Source organism: Rossellomorea sp. LjRoot5, from assembly GCF_964253455.1.
Classification (GTDB): Bacteria; Bacillota; Bacilli; order Bacillales; family Bacillaceae_B; genus Rossellomorea.
Map to the genome: position 1 here is coordinate 2,244,242 of NZ_CAXUQN020000001.1, position 22,042 is coordinate 2,266,283.

At 41.6% G+C, this 22,042-nt stretch carries 24 protein-coding genes and 2 pseudogenes; 8 read left to right on the top strand and 18 right to left on the bottom strand.

The genetic code is table 11. From position 1 onward, the window contains the following. The first annotated feature begins 97 nt into the window (after positions 1 to 97). Both plsY and ACSQ2E_RS11550 read left to right on the top strand, forming a co-directional pair. Complete coding sequence (gene plsY / locus ACSQ2E_RS11545) at positions 98 to 682, top strand: glycerol-3-phosphate 1-O-acyltransferase PlsY (RefSeq protein WP_435990667.1); 585 nt, start codon at positions 98 to 100, stop codon at positions 680 to 682. Positions 683 to 908: 226 nt separating this feature from the next. Further along, positions 909 to 2,066: a CapA family protein gene (locus tag ACSQ2E_RS11550; RefSeq protein WP_435990668.1), complete on the top strand. Its 1,158-nt coding sequence runs from the start codon at positions 909 to 911 to the stop codon at positions 2,064 to 2,066. A gap of 67 nt (positions 2,067 to 2,133) precedes the next feature. Here the strand turns inward: ACSQ2E_RS11550 and ACSQ2E_RS11555 are convergent, their stop codons facing one another. Continuing rightward, a complete protein-coding gene (locus ACSQ2E_RS11555; protein WP_435990669.1) occupies positions 2,134 to 2,394 on the bottom strand; it encodes a hypothetical protein in 261 nt (86 codons plus the stop codon). A gap of 123 nt (positions 2,395 to 2,517) precedes the next feature. Here ACSQ2E_RS11555 and ACSQ2E_RS11560 point away from each other — a divergent pair, with 123 nt between their 5' ends. Beyond that, complete coding sequence (locus ACSQ2E_RS11560; RefSeq protein WP_435990670.1) at positions 2,518 to 2,808, top strand: HesB/YadR/YfhF family protein; 291 nt, start codon at positions 2,518 to 2,520, stop codon at positions 2,806 to 2,808. 53 nt (positions 2,809 to 2,861) lie between these two features. Here ACSQ2E_RS11560 and ACSQ2E_RS11565 read toward each other — a convergent pair whose 3' ends face one another. From ACSQ2E_RS11565 to acnA, 7 genes are all read right to left on the bottom strand, one after another. Further along, a complete protein-coding gene (locus tag ACSQ2E_RS11565; RefSeq protein ID WP_435990671.1) occupies positions 2,862 to 3,167 on the bottom strand; it encodes a hypothetical protein in 306 nt (101 codons plus the stop codon). Between the two features lie 61 nt (positions 3,168 to 3,228). Then, positions 3,229 to 3,645, bottom strand: coding sequence for an acyl-CoA thioesterase (locus ACSQ2E_RS11570; RefSeq protein ID WP_435990672.1), 417 nt, complete (start codon positions 3,643 to 3,645; stop codon positions 3,229 to 3,231). Positions 3,646 to 3,842: 197 nt separating this feature from the next. Beyond that, positions 3,843 to 4,070 carry a small acid-soluble spore protein Tlp gene (gene tlp, locus ACSQ2E_RS11575; RefSeq protein ID WP_034759293.1) on the bottom strand — a complete coding sequence of 76 codons (228 nt, stop codon included), beginning with the start codon at positions 4,068 to 4,070 and terminating at the stop codon, positions 3,843 to 3,845. A gap of 70 nt (positions 4,071 to 4,140) precedes the next feature. After that, positions 4,141 to 4,284: an acid-soluble spore protein N gene (locus ACSQ2E_RS11580; protein WP_034759295.1), complete on the bottom strand. Its 144-nt coding sequence runs from the start codon at positions 4,282 to 4,284 to the stop codon at positions 4,141 to 4,143. A 104-nt stretch (positions 4,285 to 4,388) separates the two neighbouring features. Beyond that, on the bottom strand, positions 4,389 to 4,535 hold the full coding sequence (locus ACSQ2E_RS11585) for an FbpB family small basic protein (RefSeq protein ID WP_079532604.1): 147 nt from the start codon (positions 4,533 to 4,535) through the stop codon (positions 4,389 to 4,391). Between the two features lie 143 nt (positions 4,536 to 4,678). Then, positions 4,679 to 5,266, bottom strand: a complete 588-nt coding sequence (locus ACSQ2E_RS11590) for a peroxiredoxin family protein (RefSeq protein WP_435990673.1) — start codon at positions 5,264 to 5,266, stop codon at positions 4,679 to 4,681. Positions 5,267 to 5,405: 139 nt separating this feature from the next. Beyond that, positions 5,406 to 8,117 (bottom strand): aconitate hydratase AcnA, encoded by a 2,712-nt coding sequence (acnA, locus tag ACSQ2E_RS11595; RefSeq protein ID WP_435990674.1) that lies wholly within the window; start codon positions 8,115 to 8,117, stop codon positions 5,406 to 5,408. 320 nt (positions 8,118 to 8,437) lie between these two features. Here acnA and sspO point away from each other — a divergent pair, with 320 nt between their 5' ends. Further along, positions 8,438 to 8,587: a small acid-soluble spore protein O gene (sspO, locus tag ACSQ2E_RS11600; protein WP_435990675.1), complete on the top strand. Its 150-nt coding sequence runs from the start codon at positions 8,438 to 8,440 to the stop codon at positions 8,585 to 8,587. Between the two features lie 169 nt (positions 8,588 to 8,756). On the opposite strand, the gene ACSQ2E_RS11605 is transcribed toward sspO, so the two are convergent. Next, positions 8,757 to 9,014 carry a hypothetical protein gene (locus tag ACSQ2E_RS11605; protein ID WP_435990676.1) on the bottom strand — a complete coding sequence of 86 codons (258 nt, stop codon included), beginning with the start codon at positions 9,012 to 9,014 and terminating at the stop codon, positions 8,757 to 8,759. A 118-nt stretch (positions 9,015 to 9,132) separates the two neighbouring features. Between ACSQ2E_RS11605 and ACSQ2E_RS11610 the strand changes: the two genes are divergently transcribed. Further along, a complete protein-coding gene (locus ACSQ2E_RS11610; RefSeq protein WP_201714973.1) occupies positions 9,133 to 9,270 on the top strand; it encodes a small acid-soluble spore protein P in 138 nt (45 codons plus the stop codon). 24 nt (positions 9,271 to 9,294) lie between these two features. Here the strand turns inward: ACSQ2E_RS11610 and selA are convergent, their stop codons facing one another. Next, positions 9,295 to 10,755, bottom strand: a complete 1,461-nt coding sequence (selA, locus tag ACSQ2E_RS11615) for an L-seryl-tRNA(Sec) selenium transferase (RefSeq protein ID WP_435990677.1) — start codon at positions 10,753 to 10,755, stop codon at positions 9,295 to 9,297. Between the two features lie 70 nt (positions 10,756 to 10,825). Here selA and ACSQ2E_RS11620 point away from each other — a divergent pair, with 70 nt between their 5' ends. After that, positions 10,826 to 11,218: an Hsp20/alpha crystallin family protein gene (locus ACSQ2E_RS11620; RefSeq protein ID WP_435990678.1), complete on the top strand. Its 393-nt coding sequence runs from the start codon at positions 10,826 to 10,828 to the stop codon at positions 11,216 to 11,218. Positions 11,219 to 11,280: 62 nt separating this feature from the next. Here ACSQ2E_RS11620 and ACSQ2E_RS11625 read toward each other — a convergent pair. Continuing rightward, positions 11,281 to 11,466 (bottom strand): annotated as a pseudogene (locus ACSQ2E_RS11625) (Rdx family protein); the annotation flags it as partial. A 229-nt stretch (positions 11,467 to 11,695) separates the two neighbouring features. Between ACSQ2E_RS11625 and selD the strand changes: the two are divergent. Further along, on the top strand, positions 11,696 to 12,748 hold the full coding sequence (selD, locus tag ACSQ2E_RS11630) for a selenide, water dikinase SelD (protein WP_435990679.1): 1,053 nt from the start codon (positions 11,696 to 11,698) through the stop codon (positions 12,746 to 12,748). A 32-nt stretch (positions 12,749 to 12,780) separates the two neighbouring features. On the opposite strand, the gene ACSQ2E_RS11635 is transcribed toward selD, so the two are convergent. From ACSQ2E_RS11635 to ACSQ2E_RS11655, 5 genes and pseudogenes are all read right to left on the bottom strand, one after another. After that, the gene (locus ACSQ2E_RS11635; RefSeq protein ID WP_435990680.1) at positions 12,781 to 15,021 is read right to left on the bottom strand and encodes a DEAD/DEAH box helicase; all 2,241 of its coding nucleotides are present in this window, start codon (positions 15,019 to 15,021) and stop codon (positions 12,781 to 12,783) included. Between the two features lie 136 nt (positions 15,022 to 15,157). Next, positions 15,158 to 16,453, bottom strand: coding sequence for a protoglobin domain-containing protein (locus ACSQ2E_RS11640; RefSeq protein ID WP_435990681.1), 1,296 nt, complete (start codon positions 16,451 to 16,453; stop codon positions 15,158 to 15,160). Between the two features lie 130 nt (positions 16,454 to 16,583). After that, positions 16,584 to 17,219 (bottom strand): lytic transglycosylase domain-containing protein, encoded by a 636-nt coding sequence (locus tag ACSQ2E_RS11645; RefSeq protein WP_435990682.1) that lies wholly within the window; start codon positions 17,217 to 17,219, stop codon positions 16,584 to 16,586. Between the two features lie 146 nt (positions 17,220 to 17,365). After that, positions 17,366 to 17,446: pseudogene (locus ACSQ2E_RS11650) on the bottom strand (YjcZ family sporulation protein); the annotation flags it as partial. A 275-nt stretch (positions 17,447 to 17,721) separates the two neighbouring features. Next, positions 17,722 to 19,251 (bottom strand): glycine betaine uptake BCCT transporter, encoded by a 1,530-nt coding sequence (locus ACSQ2E_RS11655; RefSeq protein ID WP_435990683.1) that lies wholly within the window; start codon positions 19,249 to 19,251, stop codon positions 17,722 to 17,724. Positions 19,252 to 19,831: 580 nt separating this feature from the next. Between ACSQ2E_RS11655 and ACSQ2E_RS11660 the strand changes: the two genes are divergently transcribed. Further along, complete coding sequence (locus ACSQ2E_RS11660; RefSeq protein ID WP_435990684.1) at positions 19,832 to 19,957, top strand: hypothetical protein; 126 nt, start codon at positions 19,832 to 19,834, stop codon at positions 19,955 to 19,957. Positions 19,958 to 20,032: 75 nt separating this feature from the next. Here ACSQ2E_RS11660 and ACSQ2E_RS11665 read toward each other — a convergent pair whose 3' ends face one another. Together ACSQ2E_RS11665 and ACSQ2E_RS11670 are read right to left on the bottom strand one after the other, a co-directional pair. Further along, positions 20,033 to 20,605 (bottom strand): 3D domain-containing protein, encoded by a 573-nt coding sequence (locus ACSQ2E_RS11665; RefSeq protein WP_435990685.1) that lies wholly within the window; start codon positions 20,603 to 20,605, stop codon positions 20,033 to 20,035. A 296-nt stretch (positions 20,606 to 20,901) separates the two neighbouring features. Next, positions 20,902 to 21,714 carry a LysM peptidoglycan-binding domain-containing protein gene (locus tag ACSQ2E_RS11670; RefSeq protein ID WP_435990686.1) on the bottom strand — a complete coding sequence of 271 codons (813 nt, stop codon included), beginning with the start codon at positions 21,712 to 21,714 and terminating at the stop codon, positions 20,902 to 20,904. Positions 21,715 to 22,042: the final 328 nt, after the last annotated feature.

Here is a 22,042-nt window from a genome sequence, read left to right on the forward strand (position 1 = left end):
TTTAAGAACAGGTACTAATTTTTTCGCTTATTTTCTCCCCTTTGGAGGAAAAACATGTTAAAATAAGAACGGATTAGTTATTTTCAAAGGAGCAGTGATGATGATTTTTGCCCTTATACTCATACTTTCTTATTTACTGGGTTCCATTCCATCAGGTTTACTGATCGGTAAGACGTTTTACGGTAAAGATATCCGTGAACATGGGAGCGGAAATCTTGGGGGAACGAATACCTTCAGAACCCTGGGTGTGAAAGCCGGAATGATTGTGACGATCATGGATATTCTAAAAGGAACCCTCGCCACCTTGCTGCCATTGATGTTTGCAAGCGACGTACATATGCTGCTTGCAGGGGTGTTTGCCGTAATCGGTCATATGTATCCCGTTTTCGCAAACTTCAGGGGAGGAAAGGCAGTGGCAACCTCGGCTGGTGTCCTTCTAGGGTACAATTACATCTTATTCTTAATCTTACTGGCTGTCTTTTTTATTTGCTTGTACGCAACGAAATATGTGTCCCTTTCTTCTATGATTGCAGCGATACTTGCCTTTACGTACTCGGTCTTCACTGGAGATATTCCACTCATCATTGTTGTTGGCATTCTGACCATTTTTGTCATTTACAGACACAGGGCTAATATTGTCCGGATCAAAAATAAAACAGAACCCAAAATTAAATGGCTTTAGTGAAAAAGCGACCTGTGCACGGGGTACCGGACTCTCGGGTACCTTCGCAAAGGTGGCTTTTTTTATTGGACTCACCCAGGTATAGGCATTCTCACATTTGAGAAAGATGATGAATAATAATCGGGTCCAATAAAATGATAATATTCTTCAGAATTCTCTAAATTTCTCCCCGTTCCCTCTTTTTTTTTCGTAAAATGGAAGTAGTGCATAATAAAGGATGATGAATATGAATAAAAAGCGAATGATAACAGGGGTGGTTCTCTGTATTCCGTTCCTACTGGTGATTGGCTTCCTGCTAAATAGGCAATATGCCGACTGGAACACCTCTTCGAAAGAAGTTGAATTTAATTCCCTCCTCCATACGACAAGGGAGGTGCAGGCATCGGGCAAATCGATCAAAGCCAGTGCTTCCATCGCTGCAATCGGGGATATCCTCATACACGATACCGTCTATAATGATGCAAAAAAACAAAATGGATATGATTTTACACCGATGTTCTCTCCCGTTAAAGATATGCTTACTGCACCCGATTTTTTGATTGCCAATCAGGAATCAACCCCGGGTGGTGTGGAACTGGGCGTTTCGAGCTACCCCCTATTCAACAGTCCGCAGGAAGTGGTTAAATCACTGCAGGAGGTTGGAGTGGATGTTGTGACCACTGCCAATAATCATTCGTTGGATCAGGGCGAGGCAGGTCTACTGAATGCGATTGATTATTATGGGGAGATATCGATGCCGTATGTCGGGGCATTTAAAAGCCCGGAAGACCAAAGCAGGATACGTACATTTAATGTGAATGGAATTAAATTTGCCCTACTCTCTTATACCTATGGTACAAATGGGATTCCTGTCCCTGAAGGAAAAGAGTATTTAGTTAATGTAATAGATGAACAAAACATGATCGGGGAAATCCAGAAAGCTAAAAATATGGACGTTGATTTGGTGATCATGAGCCTTCATTGGGGAAATGAATATCAACGTTTCCCTACTGAGGAACAGCAGAGACTTGCCAAGGTGTTGACGAATAATGGGGTCGACATCATTTTCGGACACCATCCACATGTCCTGCAGCCGATTCAGACCTATAAGACGAGTGATGGTCGGGAAGCCGTTGTCATTTATTCACTTGGGAATTTCCTTTCTGGCCAGAAGGATGATTTTAAGGATATCGGTGGCATAGTGACGGTTCAGGTTGAGAAAACGAAGAATCCGGCGGGTTCCAAAATCATCTTTCCGTCCATTGGATTCCAGCCTACTTTTGTGTCTGAGAATCATTACAAAAACTATCGGATCTACCCCCTCGATTTTGCCAGAAAGAATGGCATGATTGCATACACGGAAGAAGAGATGGTTTCCCATATGGTGAACGGGGTACCGGAATAGATAGCATGGTTATCGTATGAACGCAAAGAACGAGCTTTCCTTATGCTCATAAGGAAAGCTCGTTCTTTTAATGTCCCCCGAATATCATTGAATTGAAGAATATGCCAACTAAAGCTACAATAGCCAAAAAGGTATTGGCCAACAAGAAAGTTTTACGGGTGCCCTTAAAGTACAGAGTCACCATCCCATAATAAATGCCTGCTGCGATTACAATGAAACTCCCTGCTTCGATCTGGTATTTGGGTTCATGCAATTGTAATAGAGTTAATATACTTAATCCGGCAAAGATAAAGGCACCAATGTAATAAAATAATGCTTGTGTTTTCATTATTCTCACCCTTTATACGTATTAGTAGAAGTTCCGGCTTTATTATGTTTATAATAGGAAATGAAACTTTCTTTGTCCAGGATCACTCTGGAAAAATACCTAGTAGAGAAAGGAGTCTCACCAATGAACATACATATTTCAGAAGATGCTCTTACGTGGTTTAAAGACGAGATGCTTGTGGAGGAAGGCGAACAAGTCCGTTTTTATGTGCGATATGGAGGTTCCAGTCCTCTCCACGATGGTTTTTCATTAGGAGTGAACAAAGACGAACCAGTGGATGCTGGTGAACGGGTCGAGATCGACAAACGGGAATTTTTTATAGAAGAAGGAGATTTATGGTTCTTTGATGGCCATGATTTATTTGTTGAGTTTGATGAAAAGCTTCAAGAACCATCATATGAGTACAAGAAATAACGGAATGATCATAGGCTGGCGTATGCCAGCCTGTTTACTTTTATGACTGACCCTTACTTTTTAACAAAACGGGAAATATGCTCCTGAAGGCCTTCTTTCATCAGAATTTCATATTGTATATCCCCTACCAAATCAAAATGTGGAAAGCCGTCTTTCCTTTGATGGATCCATTCCTTTTTCAAACCATATTTCTCTCCCCAACCGGATAATACCTCAATGTTACAGCAGCCCACTTTCGTTACAGAGCGAACATCGGGAAATCGGTCATCCAGCCAGTAGTGGGTAAGGAAGGCAATCTGTCCATTACTCACCTGATGTTTCCATCCGTTTAGCTCTTGTTTGGTTAATCCGAATGCCATGACCCTCTTCCTTTCCAATCCCCTTTTTATGAAAAGATCCCGGACCCCCCCTATGTAAGGTTTATTTTTTTGCCTTTTCATAGGCTACGTGCCAATCGGGGAACATCTTTCGGATTGAAATCGGACGGAAGTTCTCTTGCTTCACGCACACATGTTTCGACTGCCCGGTAATGGCCAACTGGTTCTGTCCGTTATAAATTTCGTATGCATATGTAATCCGGAGTCCATCATATTCTTCTACCCATGTTTTAATAAATGCTTTTTCGCCGTAGCGAACAGGTGACTTATAGCTTACATTCAGGTCAATGACCGGGGAAAGAATTCCTTCTTTTTCGATATCAGCATATCTGAAGCCCAGGTCTTCAATCAATTGTGTACGACCAAGCTCCATCCAAACAAGGTAGTTTGCATGATAGACAACCCCCATTTGATCCGTCTCTGCGTAACGCACTTCAATGGTTTTTTCTGCAATTTGCATCCTTTACACCCTCTTCATCTAATCAGTATCCTATCCCATTTTATCATACAAGCAACAGGCATAGAATTAATCGGCTTGAACTGACATCGAATATGATTTCTTTCTCGGAGAGGACAAAATTGCCAATAACATCATGACCCGAACAGAAAGGCTAATTAATAAAACCTTTCTGTCCGGGTCACTGAAATCTTTATCCTTTATTGCTTTGTCTGATTTGCTTCATCTTTTATTTCATTGCGGAAAGCCTCTAGACTCTCGCGGCGGCGTTCATTCTTTGCCTGGATGGACTGAAGCTGTTCTTCACTGTCCGTGCAGGCCATCGACTCCTCGGCCCGGTCCATATTCTCAATCGTATGCTGAACCATACCCTGAAGCTTCTCTACATTATCACTGCGATCATCCGGATTCGGTTTATCCCATGCCATCCTGCATTCCTCCTGTGTCAATAGTATGAGGGACGGACCTCAAGGGCTGCTCCCTCTTCAAACGAATGAATTATTCACCCTTGGTTTGAATTACTTGCGCATGCTTGCCTGATTTATCCTGCATTTGTTTCCCTTTGTTGCCTCCTGCGGACCTCGATTGTGTCCCGATATGGTTAGGTGCGAAGTGATTCGGACTTCCCTTTGAGTTACTCATGAATATCCCCCCTTACTAGTATGATTACCAAAATAACAAGGAAGAATAGGCGTAATAATTGGTAGTAATATTTTCAGGGCAAAAAAAATAAGCCTCGTAATTACTTACTCGGCTTTGCTTACTGGACGCTTTATTTCAAGTCTTGCATCAATTCGCTCTTCTATGGCGTCAATGGCATCCTGATCCAACAGAAGCTGTTGTTTGTTTTCTTTCACCAGATCTGCAAATGATTTTTTGCGTGGTCTCCGCATTTCAATCCCCTCGCTCTCTATTGTGGTTTGTATAAATAGTATATCCAAATGTCAGATATTTTAAACAAAGGTCACAATTGATGATGGGGAGTGATTTAGGACTCGCTGTAGAAAAGCGGTTCCCATGTTTTAAGGTCCGTCCCTCACTTAAACAGTGCTTTGAGGGAGTCCATATTGGTGATCGCTCCGATTTGTTTGTGGGTGATGATGCCTTGTTCGTTGATGATGAACGTGGTGGGGACGGTCAGGATGTCATAGGCATTATTGATCTTGTCATCAGTGTCCAACAGAATCGGGAATGAGAGTCCCAGTGATTTCTGGTATTCTTTGACGTTGTATTGTGGATCGATGTTAATAGCGAGTAGTTCAACATCTTTCCCGTATTTCGTATAAAACTCCTGCATGACAGGCATTTCTTCTTTGCAGGGAGGGCACCACGTAGCCCAGAAGTTTACGATCACTTTCTTTCCTTTTAGTTCAGTTAAGGTAATGGATTTGCCATCCAGGGTATCCAGTTTAAAATCAATGGCCCGATCCCCGACATTCGGTCCTGGTGAATTTTCCACTGGAGTGGCTTCAGAAACCTCTCCTTCTTCTATATCGATCAATTGATTGTAGTCATCAGCTTGTTGAAACGTATTTTCTGAAAAGGAAGAAGGATCGGATTTATTCTCAATATAGAATGAGAAGACTAATAAGGTGACAAGTAAAACGCCAAATACAGATTTCAAAGGAGTGCTCTCCTCTCAAGTAAATGATTTTACTATCATCATATGTAGGCTTGTCTCTGTTTAGTCATGGATTTTTTTTAGATTTCAATAATGAGGAATTAAAAGCCCCGGGGAAATCCCCCGGGGCTTTGAACACATATTATGCTTTTAATTTATTACGAAGAACCATTTGTAGGATACCACCATGACGGTAGTAGTCTACTTCTACGTCGGAATCAAAACGAGCCAGTACTTCGAATTCAGTTGTAGAACCGTCTTCAGCCACAGCTGTTACCGTAAGGATATCACGAGGTTTTACATCGTTTGTTACATTTACGGAAATCGTTTCTCTACCCGTCAATCCTAATGACTCAGCGCTGTCACCCTTCTTGAATTGAAGGGGAAGAACACCCATCATCACAAGGTTCGAACGGTGAATACGCTCATAGCTTTCAGCGATGACAGTCTTGATTCCAAGTAGATTCGTACCTTTCGCTGCCCAGTCACGAGAAGATCCCATGCCGTAATCTTTTCCTGCCAGAACAACTAATCCAGTTCCATCTTGTTGATACTTCATGCATGCATCATACATCGGCATCACTTCATCTTCCGGCCAGTAAGTGGTGAATCCACCTTCAGTACCAGGAGCAATTTGGTTACGGATACGAATATTTGCAAATGTACCGCGCATCATCACTTCATGGTTACCACGACGGGAACCGTAAGAGTTGAAGTCACGTGGCTCTACATTATTCGCACGAAGATATTTACCTGCCGGTGTATCTTTGCCGATTGCACCTGCTGGTGAAATATGGTCAGTCGTGACAGAATCCCCAAATTTACCGACGACGCGTAGTCCGTTCAAGCCTTGAATGTCTTCAGGCGTTGTCGCAAGTCCTGTAAAGAACGTTGGATTTTGGATGTAAGTCGAATTTTCGTCGAAGCTGTAAAGTGGTTCGTTACTTGTCTTGATTTCATTCCAGCGCTCGTTTTCAGAGAAAACGTGCTCATATTCTCTACGGAATAATTCAGGGGTAACGGTTGATTTCACAGCATCCTTCACTTCATCCTGTGAAGGCCAGATATCTTTGAAGAACACGTCATTACCATCTTTGTCCTTACCCAGAGAATCTTTTTGAAGATCGATGTCCACAGTACCCGCCAGTGCATATGCAACAACAAGTGGTGGTGAAGCCAGGTAGTTTGCTTTCACAAGTGGATGGATACGACCTTCAAAGTTACGGTTACCTGATAGGACGGATGTTAACAATAAATCAGCATCTGAAACAGCCTTTTCGATTTCAGGACGAAGTGGGCCGGAGTTACCGATACAAGTCGTACAACCATACCCGACAAGGTTGAATCCGATATCTTCCAAATAAGATAATAGACCTGAATCTCTCAAGTAACCAGTTACAACTTTAGAGCCTGGTGCAAGAGATGTTTTGACATAATCAGGAACATTCATTCCAAGTTCCACTGCTTTTTTCGCAACTAAACCGGCACCTAACATAACATATGGGTTTGATGTGTTTGTGCAAGATGTGATGGCAGCGATTCCGATTGCACCAGTTGGCATCTCGACATCTTTACCATCTTCTGTTGTATATTTGGCCGTTTTGTTAATTTCAGACGCATCCAGCCCAAAGCCTTGAACGCCTTCTTTAGCTGTGATGGACTTATGGAAAGCTTCTTTCATATCAGTAAGAGGAATTAAATCCTGTGGACGTTTTGGTCCTGAAAGGTTTGGTTCCACTGCTGAAAGATCGATTTCCACTACATCTGTGTACGTTGGTTCTTCTTTCTCTGGAGTGAAGAACATTTCATTTTTCTTTAAGTATTCTTCAACCATTTTGATATGTGTTTCGTCACGGCCAGTCAGACGCAGATAATCCAATGATTCTGAATCCACTGGGAAGAAGCCGCAAGTCGCGCCGTACTCAGGAGCCATGTTGGCAATCGTTGCACGGTCGGCAAGTGGAAGAGTCGCAACACCCGTACCGAAGTACTCGACAAATTTCCCTACTACCCCTTTTTGACGAAGTACTTGTGTCACTTTAAGGGCTAAATCTGTAGCAGTAGCTCCATTTGGTAGCTCACCAGTCATTTTGACCCCGATAACTTCAGGGATCGGGAAGTATGAAGGCTGACCAAGCATTCCAGCTTCCGCTTCAATACCGCCAACACCCCATCCAAGTACACCGATACCATTGATCATGGTAGTATGAGAGTCAGTACCAACCAATGTATCAGGGTATGCTTCAAAATCGCCTTCTGTTGTTTCAACAGCATGAACGACATTTGCTAAATATTCTAAGTTCACCTGGTGAACGATACCTGTTGCTGGTGGAACAGCACGATAGTTTTCAAATGCTTTTTGAGCCCAGCTAAGGAATTGGTAACGTTCAGCATTCCGTTCAAATTCAAGGTCCATATTGGCCTGCAGTGCGTTAGCTGTACCGTATTTATCAACCTGTACAGAGTGGTCGATGACAAGGTCAACCGGGATCTCAGGATTGATCTTTTGTGGATCTCCACCGATATCTGCCATTGCTTTACGTAGAGACGCTAAATCAACTACTGCCGGCACACCGGTGAAATCCTGAAGGATGACACGTGATGGTTTGAAAGGAACTTCTGCATCCTTGACTTCAGTTGATCCCCAGTTTGCCAGGTTTTCAACATGATCTTTGTTAATCACACGTCCGTCAAATTGACGAAGTACAGACTCCAAGAGTACCTTCACACTGTAAGGCAAGCGGTTAATTTTTGTTACTCCTGCTTCTTCAAGCGCTTTTAAACGATAATAATGATAACGTTTTCCTTCTAGTTCGAAAGAAGATCGTGCATTAAATACATCGTTCTTTGCCATTTCGATTCCCCCTCTAAACTGCATCAAACAATAAGTCGAAAAGTTTTCGTTCTAAACGAACTTTTCTCACATTTACATCTTAATACAAGCGATTACATAAGTAAATAACAATAAAGTTATTGTTTTTGATAAGTTTTACTTATCTAAATGATTAAACTCCTAAAGGTTTCTAGATAAATATTGGTATAACAACATTTCTGCCCTTGTCAAATCGTGTCAGCTCGTCCAAAACATTATTTTAAAAAAATGAATCTGTTAGCGATTCCCTTTCATAGATCGTCACAGATGGTGGCATTCTATCCTTATGGAGGTGTTCTACATTGGCAAATCGTAAATCAAACCATGTAATAAATGGAATGAATGCAGCAAAAGGTCAAGGCCAAGGTGCAGGTTACAATGAAGAATATTCGAATGAACCATTGACTCCAGCACAACGTCAATTCAATAAGAAAAGAAAAATCAATCAGTAAAAAATAAAAGGGTGGCTATTAAAGTTCTGCAAAGAATTTGTAGATATGGTCACCCTCTCTCCCTGGAACTATTTTCATCTATTTTCCCCTACCCTCTTCGTCCCAAAATAAAACCCACCCTTCAAGCAGGGTGGGTTTTATTTTGGGACGAACCAACAGGTTGATTCCGTTATTGTTCATTCACTTCATTCACTATGGATGACAAATCGTATTTGAATTGTTGAAGTTGTGCCCGTTGAGTATCCGATGCGACTTCAAGTGCATTTTCTATTTGTTGATACGCCTCATTCACTTCATTTTTGAGATGTGCGAGTTGTGAGCCGTAGCTTGCTCCATCCAGTACCAGTTCGTTAATGGTATGCTGTACTTCCGTCACGCTTTGTTCAGCAGCTTGAAAGGCTTGTTGTTTATTTTTATTGTAAGGCATTGATGATCTCTCCTTATTCAGAAATTAGCTTCTTTAGTTTAACCAAAACACCAGGAACCTATACATCTGAATAAACAGTTCTCTAACTTAGCATGCTAAAGAGTAGGAGGGATGATACATGAACAAAAATGATGGCAAAGATATGCGTAAAAATGCTCCAAAACAATCAGGACAGCCGGAGCCTTTAAGTGGTTCACATAAGGTGAAGAACCATAATCATACCCGTCAAAAAAATAATAGTCACCACGATATGTAAGAGATTTTAGGGAGTGCCGGCGCTTTATGCCTGCACTCCCTTTCGGTCTGTCCCTTGTATGGTCTTAAAAGCGTGGAGGACTTCTATCTGTTCGTCCATGGAAACGGTCCGTAGATCAAAGAGGACGACACCATCCTGAATCCTTGTAAGAATGGAGGGATTCCCCTTTCTAAGCTTCTCATGAATGTTCTGTGATGAATCAAGAGCGTGGGATACTGCGACAATATAGGTGTCTAATTCAACATCCGGCATCGTTCCTCCCCCGATCTGGCTATGTCCTTCAACGATGGTGGATGTGTAACCGCTCCCGAGTCCCTGTATATCCCGGACGAACTTCCGGGACTGATGCAGGATTTCTTCTTTGGTCCGCGTGATGGCCGCAATGGTTGGATTTTTCTCTTGTTCCTCCCCCTTTATATAGTGTAAGAGTGTCATTTCCAGGGCTGCCAGTGTCATTTTGTCGACCCTGAGGACGCGGGCAAGCTGATGTTTCTTTAATTGATCGATCAAAGCTTTTTGCCCTGCTATGATTCCCGCCTGAGGTCCCCCTAATAATTTGTCTCCACTGAATGAGACGATGTCTGCCCCTTTATCCAGCACTGATTTAACCAGAGGCTCATTTCCGATTCCCAATCGGGTGAAATCGTAAAGAGCACCGCTTCCTAAGTCTTCATAATAAAGGACTTTGGCATGCAGGCGTGATAATTCAGCCAGTTCTTCTGTCGGTACAGAAGCTGTAAATCCTTTTATGATAAAATTACTTTGATGAACCTTCATGATCATTCTTGTTTCATCGTTCACCGCTTCGTCATAGTCTCTTAAATGGGTTTTGTTCGTTGTCCCCACCTCGTGAAGGAGAGCACCGCTTTCTTCCATGATAGAAGAAATCCGAAATGACCCGCCGATCTCCACCAGTTCGCCCCTTGAAACAATTACTTCCTTATTCTTGGCAAGAGCAGTAAGGATAAGAAAAATGGCTGCTGCATTATTATTGACAACCATGGCTGCTTCAGCCCCGGTCAATTCACATACGAGCCCCTCTGCATGACTATGCCTTGAACCCCGGACACCTTCCTCGATGTCATATTCCAGATTGCTGTAATGACAAGATGCACCCATGACATGGTTCATCGTTTCCTTGCCTAACCGTGCCCGCCCTAGATTCGTATGTAAAATGGTTCCCGTTGCGTTTATGATCCTTCTGAGAGACAGGGAATGAGATGTGCGTGCCATAGCTTCAGTTTGGCCAAAGACTTCCTCAATGAATTCTGTGGACGATGGATGAGGCCCGCTCCACTCTTCTTTCAAGATGAAGGCCCTGCAATTCGAGATCACCTCTTTCAAGAGGTCCGTCCCTCTTTCCATCGAAAGGTTGTGATGATGGAGGAAAGTATGGAATTGGTTGGTTTGCTGCAGTTCGTGAATGGATGGAATGTGTCTGACAAGATGGTTCATGACTTTTGCCCCTTCTTTCTTTTCCCTCATTATAACACCCTCACCATTTATAGTAGAAAGAATACAATATGTAAAAGATGTTGTTGGGGGTCAGGTGTAAATGAGTAAGGATAAGGAGGATTTCTATTTAGAGAATTGGGAGGAGAGTATGAAGGATTGGTTATTGGATCCTGCTACGGTTCAATTGGATGAACAAGAATTCCGTGTGGATTTTCTTGATACGACGGAATCGTTCATAGTGGAGATCGAGACAGAAAATATTTGTCCCGAAGAATTGATTATTAAGAAGAAGGACACTCAATTGTTGGTATTGATCATGCTGAAAGACGAAAGTAAAGTCAGAAAACGCTCCATTCGTTTTCCTTTTTGCTTAAAGCAGCGGGCGATTACCTATTCCATTGAGCATCATACAATCGAAATCAATGTGCCTAAAAAGGCATGTTCCACCCCCTCATCCATCGTGATTCGAGTTCAGGGATTGTCGAATGAATAACCGTCATTCTTTAAATAGAAGAAAAGGTCATCAGCATGGGCTGATGACCTTTTCTATGTGTTTTATTGAGATTCAATGATTGAAATGGTTTCGTTGATATCAGGAAAAACGCCTGTATCGAGTTTGGAGTAAATCTTTTTCCCGTCTACTGTAATTTCGAATGCCCCTCCGGAAGACGGTATCAACGCCAGTTCCTTTATATCGGATCTGAAATGGTTGAATAACTGTTCCGCGAAACTCGCGGCTTTAGGTGCATAGTTTCACATCATACAGAATTCAATCTTCACAGCTTTCATCAAAATTATCCTCCCTCCGCCTTAGGTCATTTTCAACGTGTATGTTCATTTTATTACAGGGGAAATAGTTGTGCAAATATTCAAATCTCTTCCTTATTTCTGTATCTCCTTCCTTCTCCTTTGCTCAATTGTATTTTTATCCTGTACAATGAATTTATTCATACATAAAGGGGTGAATAGAATGAGCAAGGAAGAGATCATCCGCTTAACAGAACTTTCTTCAAAAGCTGGCTGAGGCTGTAAACTTAGTCCTAGTGACTTGACGCAAGTTTTGCGTCAACTACCTCCTCAACCCTTTACGAAAGAATTATTAGTAGGGAATGAATCATCCGATGACGGCGGCATCTTTCAGCTGACAGATGACCTCGCCATGGTTCAAACGGTTGATTATTTCACTCCGATTGTGGACGACCCTTACCAATTCGGTCAAATTGCTGCTGCAAATGCTCTAAGTGATGTATATGCGATGGGTGGAACGCCGAAAACCGTTTTAAACATTGTAGGCTTCCCGATTAAGAAGCTTGGAAGCGAGATGCTTGCCGCTATCCTTAAAGGGGCACAAAGCAAAGTGATCGAAGCCGGTGCCGTAACCGTGGGAGGTCATTCCATTGACGATCAAGAACCTAAATTTGGTCTTAGTGTGACCGGAATCGTTCATCCGAAAAAGTATTGGACCAATACCGGTGCACAAGAAGGAGACGTCATTGTATTGACAAAACCATTGGGTGTAGGGATCTTGACAACCGGGATCAAGCGAAGGGCTGTGACTCCCGCTCAGGAAGCGGCTGTAATCGAGGTTATGAGCATGCTGAATAAAACGGCTGCAGAATTGCTGCAAAAATTTCATCCGAATGCTGTGACCGATGTGACGGGATTTGGATTGATGGGGCATGCGTATGAAATGGCGAAAGGCAGTAACGTATCAATTGAAGTCTCTTATTCCTCCATCCCACTTTTAGATGGGACGAGAGAATTAGCAGATCAGGGAGTGATTCCTGGGGGATCGAAAGCGAACGCTACTTGGCTTCAAGACATGGTGCATTATGATGCGTGTCTTACCCAGGAAGAACGATGGATCCTCTCAGATGCCATCACTTCCGGAGGTTTACTTGTCAGCATGCCTCTTTCCGAAGGGGAAAAATATGTAGAAGAACTTCAGCGTCACTCCATCTCTGCCAGTGTCATTGGCCATGTCCGACCGCAACAAACATGGAGTATATATGTAGAAAAATAAAAAACGGTGATCCCTTTGAGGAAGTAAACAGCTCAAAGGGGCACCGTTTTTTGTTCTTCAATCATTTTGAAGAATTGGCGGGTTATTTTTTTGGATAAGATTCTCACCGAGAAAGGAAATCGATTTGATTCCTTTGTAAAAGAATTGAACCAGATTACTTTTTCGTCGAATGCGATGAATGGTATCGAAGTGATGGATTTTTTCATTTTGACGCTTGAATAGGACTGTGAATCACTGCCTGCTTGACTGAAAATCGTCACCTGTTTATCCTTTGCTGCCATTTGTAAGGCCCGCATCATATCGTTTGGGATCTCTTTTAAATCCTGGACATTCACCACGATCTGAGCTTTTGCAGCTGCCATATCTTTACCCAGCTTATGGTGGTCATCGGTTCTGAACCACTTCATTTTCTTTGTGGAAGTTGGAATGAGTGAAGCGCTCGATTCATTATGAACTTCCCGCTGAAGGTGAGAAATGAATTGATGGACAGGTTTAGAAGGATGTGTCTTTTCCTGTATGAATCGATCATTCCCCACTAAAATAAACTTCCCCTTGGCTCGGGTGACGGCTACATTGATCAACCTCTCGCTACCTTTCCGGGTAATCAACGTGCCCGGACTGCCATGGGACTCTCCATCGACTAAATCGAATAGAATCATATCATTTTCCGACCCTTGAAAGCCATGGACCGTGGCGGCGTATAGGTCGGCTGAAGGGGCAATACTCTTTACCAGTTCATCGAGTAAGAGGTTATACCATTTGGCTTGGGCCCGATACGGGGTCACGATCCCAATGGAAAGTAACCCGTCACGTATGGATTGAAGCGTCAGTTGGATAGTGACTAAGCTGGACAACAGATTCCATCGTGATCCTTTTTGGGTTTCTGCCCACTCCGTCCCTTCTCTCAGGGAAAATAGTACCGCTCCATGTGACGGGAAGGGTTTTTTATTTGTGATGATCTCCCGAATCGTTTTGACCGAACGATGGTCCCCCACCTGTGAATGATAAATGTACCGATTGGTGAATGCCGAAATACTGGGATGCATCCTCCTTTGTTCCGGAAGTAATAAGAGATGGGGGTGATCCAGCTCTTTCTCGACGGCTCCTGCCACCCCGGCTGCATGAAAGATGTCTTCCTTCAGCCACTTGGCTGCCAGGGGATGAAAGGATGTTGAGATGGGTGGAAGCTGTTTGAAATCTCCACATATGATGATCTTCTTCCCCATGGTCGCAGCGAACGCCACTTGAGGTATATAGGCCATGCTTGCCTCATCCACGATCACTAAGTCGAACTCCTCTTCATACAGAAGTCGGTCAATGGCCGCCTTTGAAAGGGTTGTCCCGATTACCTTAGCCTCCGAAACTAACTCTCCTTCCCTTCTCTTGAACGTTTCCTTGATTTTTTGATAGTGAATTTCGAGATGGGATAACCTCTCTGAATCATAAGAAGAATAGGTTCTGGACAGTTTGTTCTTTAACCTTCTTCTGTACTTTTCAACCTTCCCTTTTTCCTCGGAAAGAGTCGGATCCTGTTGTTCCAGTAATTGAAGAGCGCTTAAATCCGTCACGTCACCGCTATAGGTTTTCCTGCTTGTACCATACCGGATCACCTCTCCAGTGGTCCAACGGTCATGACTGCTTAGAAAACGATACATTTCTTCTATTAATACATCCACTGCTGCATTACTATGGGAGAGAAGCAGCACTCTCTTCCCTTCTGAATAATGATAAGCGGCCACTCTTGCAAGGGTATAAGTTTTTCCTGTTCCAGGTGGTCCCCACAGGTACGTAACAGGATTATGCTTACTTCTGACATAAGCTTCATGCAATGGGGTCTTGTATTCGTATTCAGGATGTCTTTGAGCAATTTCCGGAAACATCACCTTCTGAATGCGCTTGGATTTCCCATGGCGTTCCCTTGCTTCATCCAACCGTTCCATCAGCTTCTCAAGGATATCCCATGGCTCGTGAAGGATCTGTCCGTATGGTAGAGTATCCCCGAGGAACTGATCGAGCTCTATGATGCATTCTCGTTCTTCTGAATTAATCACGATCCCTTGGGTTGAAGAATGCTTCCGTTTATATAGGACGCTTCCCCCTTCAGGCAGCGAAGCGGGATAGTGAAGGGTGAACCAATAAATATAGGCGCCTTCTTCTTTTCGGATGCATCTTCCCTCTTCAATGAGGATCCCATTCGTTTCCCGTTTTTTTAACTGCAGTATCTCCATATCCAAAGCAGATTTCCACTCTTCTATCATGTCTGTTGTCTTCATTTAAATCACCTTTGTTAAACGATAAAAATTCAAGACCTTTATCATAACAATTTATGTAGTAGGTGTACATGGATATTGCCCGATTAGGTACCTTTTTCAATCATATAAATAGAACGTGAATCGGTTCGTATCCTCATTATAATTCTGCTGTTAATTGACTCAATTGATCTGCAGAAGTCGTTAGAAGGGAAATGGCGTTAGAAATCTCCTCTACAGCCAGTGAAATCTCTTTCATCTCTGTTTCTACATGCTCACTTTGGCTCTTCGAGGAATAAATGGATTCTACAATTTCGTGAAAGAAAATATGAGCTTGATTTGTAGAGTCCATCCCCTTCTTAGCAGTCTCTTCAACCGAAACAATATAACCAGAAATTTTATCCACTTGTGATTTTGTCCCGTTAATTAGACTGGAGACATTGGTTACAGATTTTTTTGTCTGCTCTGAAAGTTTTCGTACTTCTTCAGCTACTACAGCAAACCCTTTCCCATGTTCCCCTGCTCGTGCAGCTTCTATACTAGCATTAAGAGAAAGTAAATTCGTTTGCTCTGCAATGGTTTGCACGATTGAAACGATATCAAAAATTTGGTTGGAAATATGTTGTAATTGACCGATCTCCTTCAGCATCTCTCTCAAGTCAGACAGGATTTTACTCATATGGTCTTTCTGAATCCCCATATTACCCTTTCCCTCAATTGAGAAATGACTGATTTTTTCAATTGATTGAGTTCCTTTGACCGATAATAAGCTAACCTCACTCATTTTTGCATTAATTGAATCTAAAGAAGCCATTGACTCTTCTGATATTGCCGATAAACCGATAGTGGCTTCACGGACATTTTCATTCATCTTTTCTTTTAAACGTTGAGACTCAGCTCTAACACCTTCGATTTCTTCTTCATATGCTTCTAAAACCAATTGTTGCTCCAAATTTAATATCTTGGTGAAGGCATTAATAACCTTGTTATAATCATCTATGTGTGTAAAGTAACGGTACATCACTGTGAAAATGGTGGTTTGAAGGTTTTGAAAAGAAGCAATGTACCATTTTGTAGGAAGTCCTATATGTATATGCATCTTAGCGATTTTTCTGCGTTTTTCAATGAATGGTTGATCAATGATACCGTTTGTCAATTCAGTGACATGGATTGCTAGCGTATGTTTTAAACGATCTATAGAGCTGTATTTTTCTATAATCTCCAATAAAGTAGGGTTATTTTCAATTGGATTATAAAAGCCATCAATAATTTCTTCAATATTCTCCACTAGATAAGATTTGGTAGAAGATAATACAGCTAATTCCTCTTTAGACAATCGAATCATATTTAATTGTTTTCTTACATCTTGTGAAACCTCGAGTTTTACTTCCTGTAACTTTGATGCTTCATTTAGTCTGTTATTTTCTTTGTGTTTCAACCTATTTTTTAATAGCACTATTTGTACCCCTCATCATAATGATAATTAGAATAAAAATCCTTTTATGGAAATCTTGCGTGAATAATATAACAAAAAAACACCCTAATGAGTATGGGTGTTTAGAGAAAATTGTGACAAAAATAAGAAATTACATGGGTTTACCTTCCTCGTCCTCTTCCACGAATCGGTCAGCATAATAGAGGACATCTTCAACATATTGTTCGCTATGGTTGTAGGCAAATACAGCTTGTTCGAGCTTTCCTTCAGCAGCTCCATTATGAGCCAGATAGTTGGCGGCACTGAATATGGCATCTTCAATCTGGAAAGGATCCGCTTTTCCATCCCCGTTTGCATCCACGCCATATCCGCCATATTTTTCAATGACGGCAGGGTCCGTTTTTTGATCTGTTGGGATATCCCCTTTTCCGAGTCCCGAACAACTTGGATGTGACCAGCCTACAAAGGTACAGGGCATAAACTGCATGTGGCCCTCTGCCCCGGCTGGAGAGACAAGGGACTTCATGGTGGAGAATTTCGTTTCAACCCTGTGGTGGGCAGCTAAAAGATACCAGGGCACTCCGTATTCATCTTCAGCTGCTTTATAGATGGGGATATATTCAGAAGGTATCTCATTTTTTCCAATCGATGAGAGGTTAAATGATGGGTCATCATAATTGAGTGCATAATAAATAGCTAAAATGATGATGGGGATAAGAAGCATTCTTATGGGTGATGATTGCTTATTTTTTCTTGACTGCTTTTTTCTGGCCTGTTTTTTTGTCATTGATGTCGATCCTTTACAAGGTTATGGCTGCACCTTGTATTCTAATATGAGAATTCATTTATGACAATCCATTATGTAAAAAAAGATGCCCCCTAAGCAGAAGGCTCTCTGCTTCTAAAGGACATCCATCCATTATCTATTTATTGTTAACAAACAAACGCTGCTCCAACGATAATTAAAAGGATGAATAAAACTACGATTAACGCGAAACCACCAGCGTAGCCACCACCACCGCAGCCATATCCATATCCAGGGTATCCATATCCATACATCATCAGTCACCTCCAGTTATCTTACTACGATATTAATGTATGTAGTGGACAAAATGTAGGTTAATTAAAATCATCAAGCATTTCCCATCCAGGTTCTGCATACGGATCGAAATCCGCATAAATAAAGGTTTTTGGTTTTTAAATAAGAGAAAAAATGAGTAAAATGTCTAGTTGAACCTAATGAAAGTATAAATAAAGCGCCTGGAAGTTTCCAGGCGCTTTTAAGTCGTTTACATGTGTTCTTTAGGTTCTTTTGTTTTTCTTGGCTTAGGTTTAATGTATAACCCAAGTTCCTTTTTCTCCTGGTTCAATGACTTGTACAGAGAAACCATCATGAGTGCCATGATCACCGAGAATGGCAGTGCTGCAACAATCAATGCATTCTGTAAAGCCTGTAACCCTCCGCTGTATAGTAAAATTAATGCTACGGTAGACTGTGCGAGTCCCCATGTTAGTTTTACATAGTTTGGAGGGGTTAACGAACCATAAGTCGTTTGCATCCCCAACACGAATGTAGCCGAGTCAGCAGATGTGATAAAGAATGTTCCAATCAATGTAATGGCAATGACTGAAAGAATCGTTGACCATTCAAATCCGTTAAAGACAGCAAACAATACTTCTTCCGTTTTTAAATCAGAAAGAGCTGCGCCGGCTTGTTGAACTTCAATGGCGGATGTACCAAAGGTAGCGAACCAGATGAAGCTGACTAGAGCAGGTAATAATAATACACCAATCAGGAATTCACGAATCGTTCTACCTCTTGAAACACGTGCGATGAAGATACCCACGAACGGTGACCATGAAATCCACCATGCCCAGTAGAAAATGGTCCAACCATTGATCCATGAACGGTGCTCTTCATTTAATGGAGCGATCCTGAAACTCATTGCGGCGATATTTTGAATATAAGCCCCAATCGTATCAGTAAACATATTGAGAATTAATAAAGTCGGTCCAATAAAGAATACCAGTACGAGAAGCAATACAGCGAGTACCATATTTGTATTGGATAAGTACTTGATACCTTTACTTAACCCGGACCATGCAGAAATCATGAACAGAACGGTTACAATCCCGATGATGATCGCCTGGACGGTGAAGTTGTTTGGAATATCCAACAGATAAGATAATCCTCCGTTAATCTGTGCCGCTCCAAATCCGAGGGTTGTGGCTACCCCTACAACCGTAGCGAATACAGCCAGGACATCGATGATCGTTCCGAGTGGTCCATTCATCTTATCGCCAAAGATCGGTTTCAATGTCGCGGAAATTAACCCAGGCTCATCTTTTCGGAATTTAGAGTATGCAAGTGCTAAAGCAACGATCGCATAGATCCCCCATGCGTGAACCCCCCAGTGAAAGAATGTATAACGCATTGCTTCTTTAATCGCCTGGTCGGTCCCCCCTTCTGCCATCGGAGGGGTCATATAGTGAGACAGCGGTTCGGCTGCCCCCCAGAATACTAATCCAATTCCCATTCCTGCACTAAACAACATGGCGAACCATGTTCCTCTTGTATACTCGGGTTTTTCATCCGGTTTTCCTAATCGAATTGTTCCCATGGGACTAAAGATTAAGAACACACAGAAGATGACAATCACTGTAACTAAAATAAGATAATACCAACCAAAAGTTGAAGTGATAAATGCTTGCATTTTTGTTGTTACGTCTTCAAATGATTTTGGCGCGATTGCTCCATATGCAACGGAAGCAACAACCAAAATGACGGTAATCCAGAAAACATTTGATATTCTCTTCATGAAATTCTCCTTTCCGTATTTAGGTTTTTGTTTTGGCTCTTTCTAAATGAAGGGAACTACAGTGGGATTCGAGGTGTTTATGAATTCGTATGTACACCTACTGTCTAGACCCCTCATCGAAGAGTCCCGGTTAATGCAAATGGGAAAATGTGCATTCTGAGGATGAGGGAATGATTACTTATTACCTATTCCCTTGTCACTCTCTTATAAAACCAACATTTGTTACCCTATCAGAAAGAAGTTTAACTTTGCAAGTGAAAACCATCATTATTTTTATTAGTCTTTGTCTTTTTTTCATTTTCATTCCTTTTCTTTTAGATCGATTTCCCCTTAATATCAAAATCTTTTTAACGAAGCTTAGATGGAAATGAAACCGCTTCATCAAAAGCCCTGAGTGCAAAGGTTTAGTGTTCTGCTTAAGTGAGATTTTATGACTATATAGGAAGAAGTGATGCGAAAGAGAACACGATTAGAACCCGATGCCAGAAAGGATGAATTGGTAATTTTGCCATGATTTTAGTATGGTGAAACGCCTCCAGTAGTGGAACATATAAAGAGACATATGTGAGGAGGAAATTCAATGAAAAATAATAATAAGAGAACACAGCATGAAGCAGCAAAAAAATTGGCACAACAACAGATGGGTGAAGAAATCGAGTTAAAATCCGTTGCTCCATCAGCAAGAAATAGCCGTAAGGAAAAGTAGGAACTCCGTCAGCCGTTATTACGGGAAATAAGTCAACGAATGAAAGAGGACGCCAACCGGCGCCCTTTTCATTCATTATTCTTCAATAATTTTGACTTTCACATTTCTTACCCCATATTGAAGGGCATCTTTTTCTTTTTCCATATAGATATCGATGCGGTTCCCTTTGATGGCTCCACCGGTATCTTCTGCTCGGGCATAACCATACCCTTCAATATATACCTTGGACCCTAGAGGTATGACGTTTGGATCGACAGCTATGACTCTCGCATCAGGATTCTCAATCAGGTCTACCCCTGTCTTCGTAATACCGATACACCCATCACAATGTGCCGTATAAGCAGTTGCTTTGATATCTAATTCTTTCACAACGTTATTAGTTTGTTGATCAGTGGTCTTTGCTGCTTTCACTGCTTGCGTTTCCTCTGAATCATTATTCACAGAATACCCTTCTTCTAACAATTGCTTGCGTGTGCCGACCTCGTCGACGGAAACATGATATCGGTTCGCGATTTCCCAGAGGATATCGCCTTCTTCTATATTATGATAATCATTGATAGCAGTATCATTACTCTCTGCAGAAACAGAGGCAAGTCCGATTGAAAGAAAAACTGCGAAGGAAAAAATGGAAAATAAACCTTTTTTCATCTTGTCAAATTCCTCCTTTTGTGTTTGGCCTTTAGACCAACAGTTGAAATAGTAACATAGACTTACCTCAGATACATAACAAACTGTTTATAAACCAATAACAATTAGATGACAAGCATGTAATATTTCTACTATTGAGTCGACCTTGTCGTACTTAATCCTATGTATTTCTTATAGAGGGAAATATTGATAGTTAATGAGGAAAATATAAGTGTAAACTGGAGGGATCATGATTAATCACTATCCGGAATAAACAAAAAACCACTGAGAATCTCGTCTCAGTGGTTTAGAATCTATTATTTTGTTTCAAGAATTTTTACGTTTACTGTTTTTCTTCCAAAATCAACGGCTTGATCTTTTGATGGAATGAAAACATCAATTCGGTTTCCTTTGATCGCTCCGCCGGTGTCTTCCGCAGTAGCATAGCCGTAGCCTTCAACATATACTTTTGATCCAAGCGGGATGACATTAGGATCTACTGCAATTACTTTAGCATCCGGATTTTCTTTTAAATTCACACCGGTAGCTGTAGTACCTGAACAACCTTCACAATCGGCTGTATAAGCAGTTGCTTCAACAGTAATTTCTTTCACTGCTTTTTCTTCGGCAGCCGGTTCAGCTTGTACAGGTTTTGCTTCTGCCGTTTCCGCTGCAGGTGCTTCAGCTTCTGGAGCTACTTCTGCTTTTGGTTCTGGAGCAGGCGCTTCTGCCTTCTCAGAAGTATGTGCAGTAGCTGAAGGTGCTTTATCGTCTAAGTTGATGACTAATTCTTGGCCAGGGACAATCAGGTCACTTTCAAGTGCGTTCCATCCTATCAAGCTGTCCACTGAAATACCATATAGGGAAGATATTCCCCAAAGGGTGTCACCTTTTTTGACTGTATAGTATTCCTTTGAAGAAACCTGTAATTCCTGATCAGGATAAATGATGGATGAACCTAAGTTGTTCCATGTCATGAGTTGATCAACGGATGTTCCGTATTCATTTGCAAGTCCCCATAAAGTGTCGCCTTTTTTTACTTCTATGTCTTGTGCTGAAGCGCTAGCTCCACCAGATACTGCAAGTGTTGTAAATGCAGCCACAGAAATAATCGATTTTTTTAGTTTCATTGAAAAATTCCTCCTTATGTAGCTAGCGGTTTATTTATTTTTGCTAACAGGGAAAATACTAACATAGTAAAATCTCAATTCAATAACAGGAACTTTAACATCGTGCGTCAAGAATATTTCACTACTGTAATAGAAAGCGATTTCCTGTATAAACTATCATGTAGAGGAATACTATGGAAAAAAGTTTAGAATAATATAGATATAAAGGATATTTATGGATTTATTGGTGGTAGAGTATTCCCCTTTGGTTAAATGGCATTTGAGACAAGCAAGGTCAATTAGCGTCAGAAAATAATTGAATGAAATGCATTTATTAGCAGATTGTGAC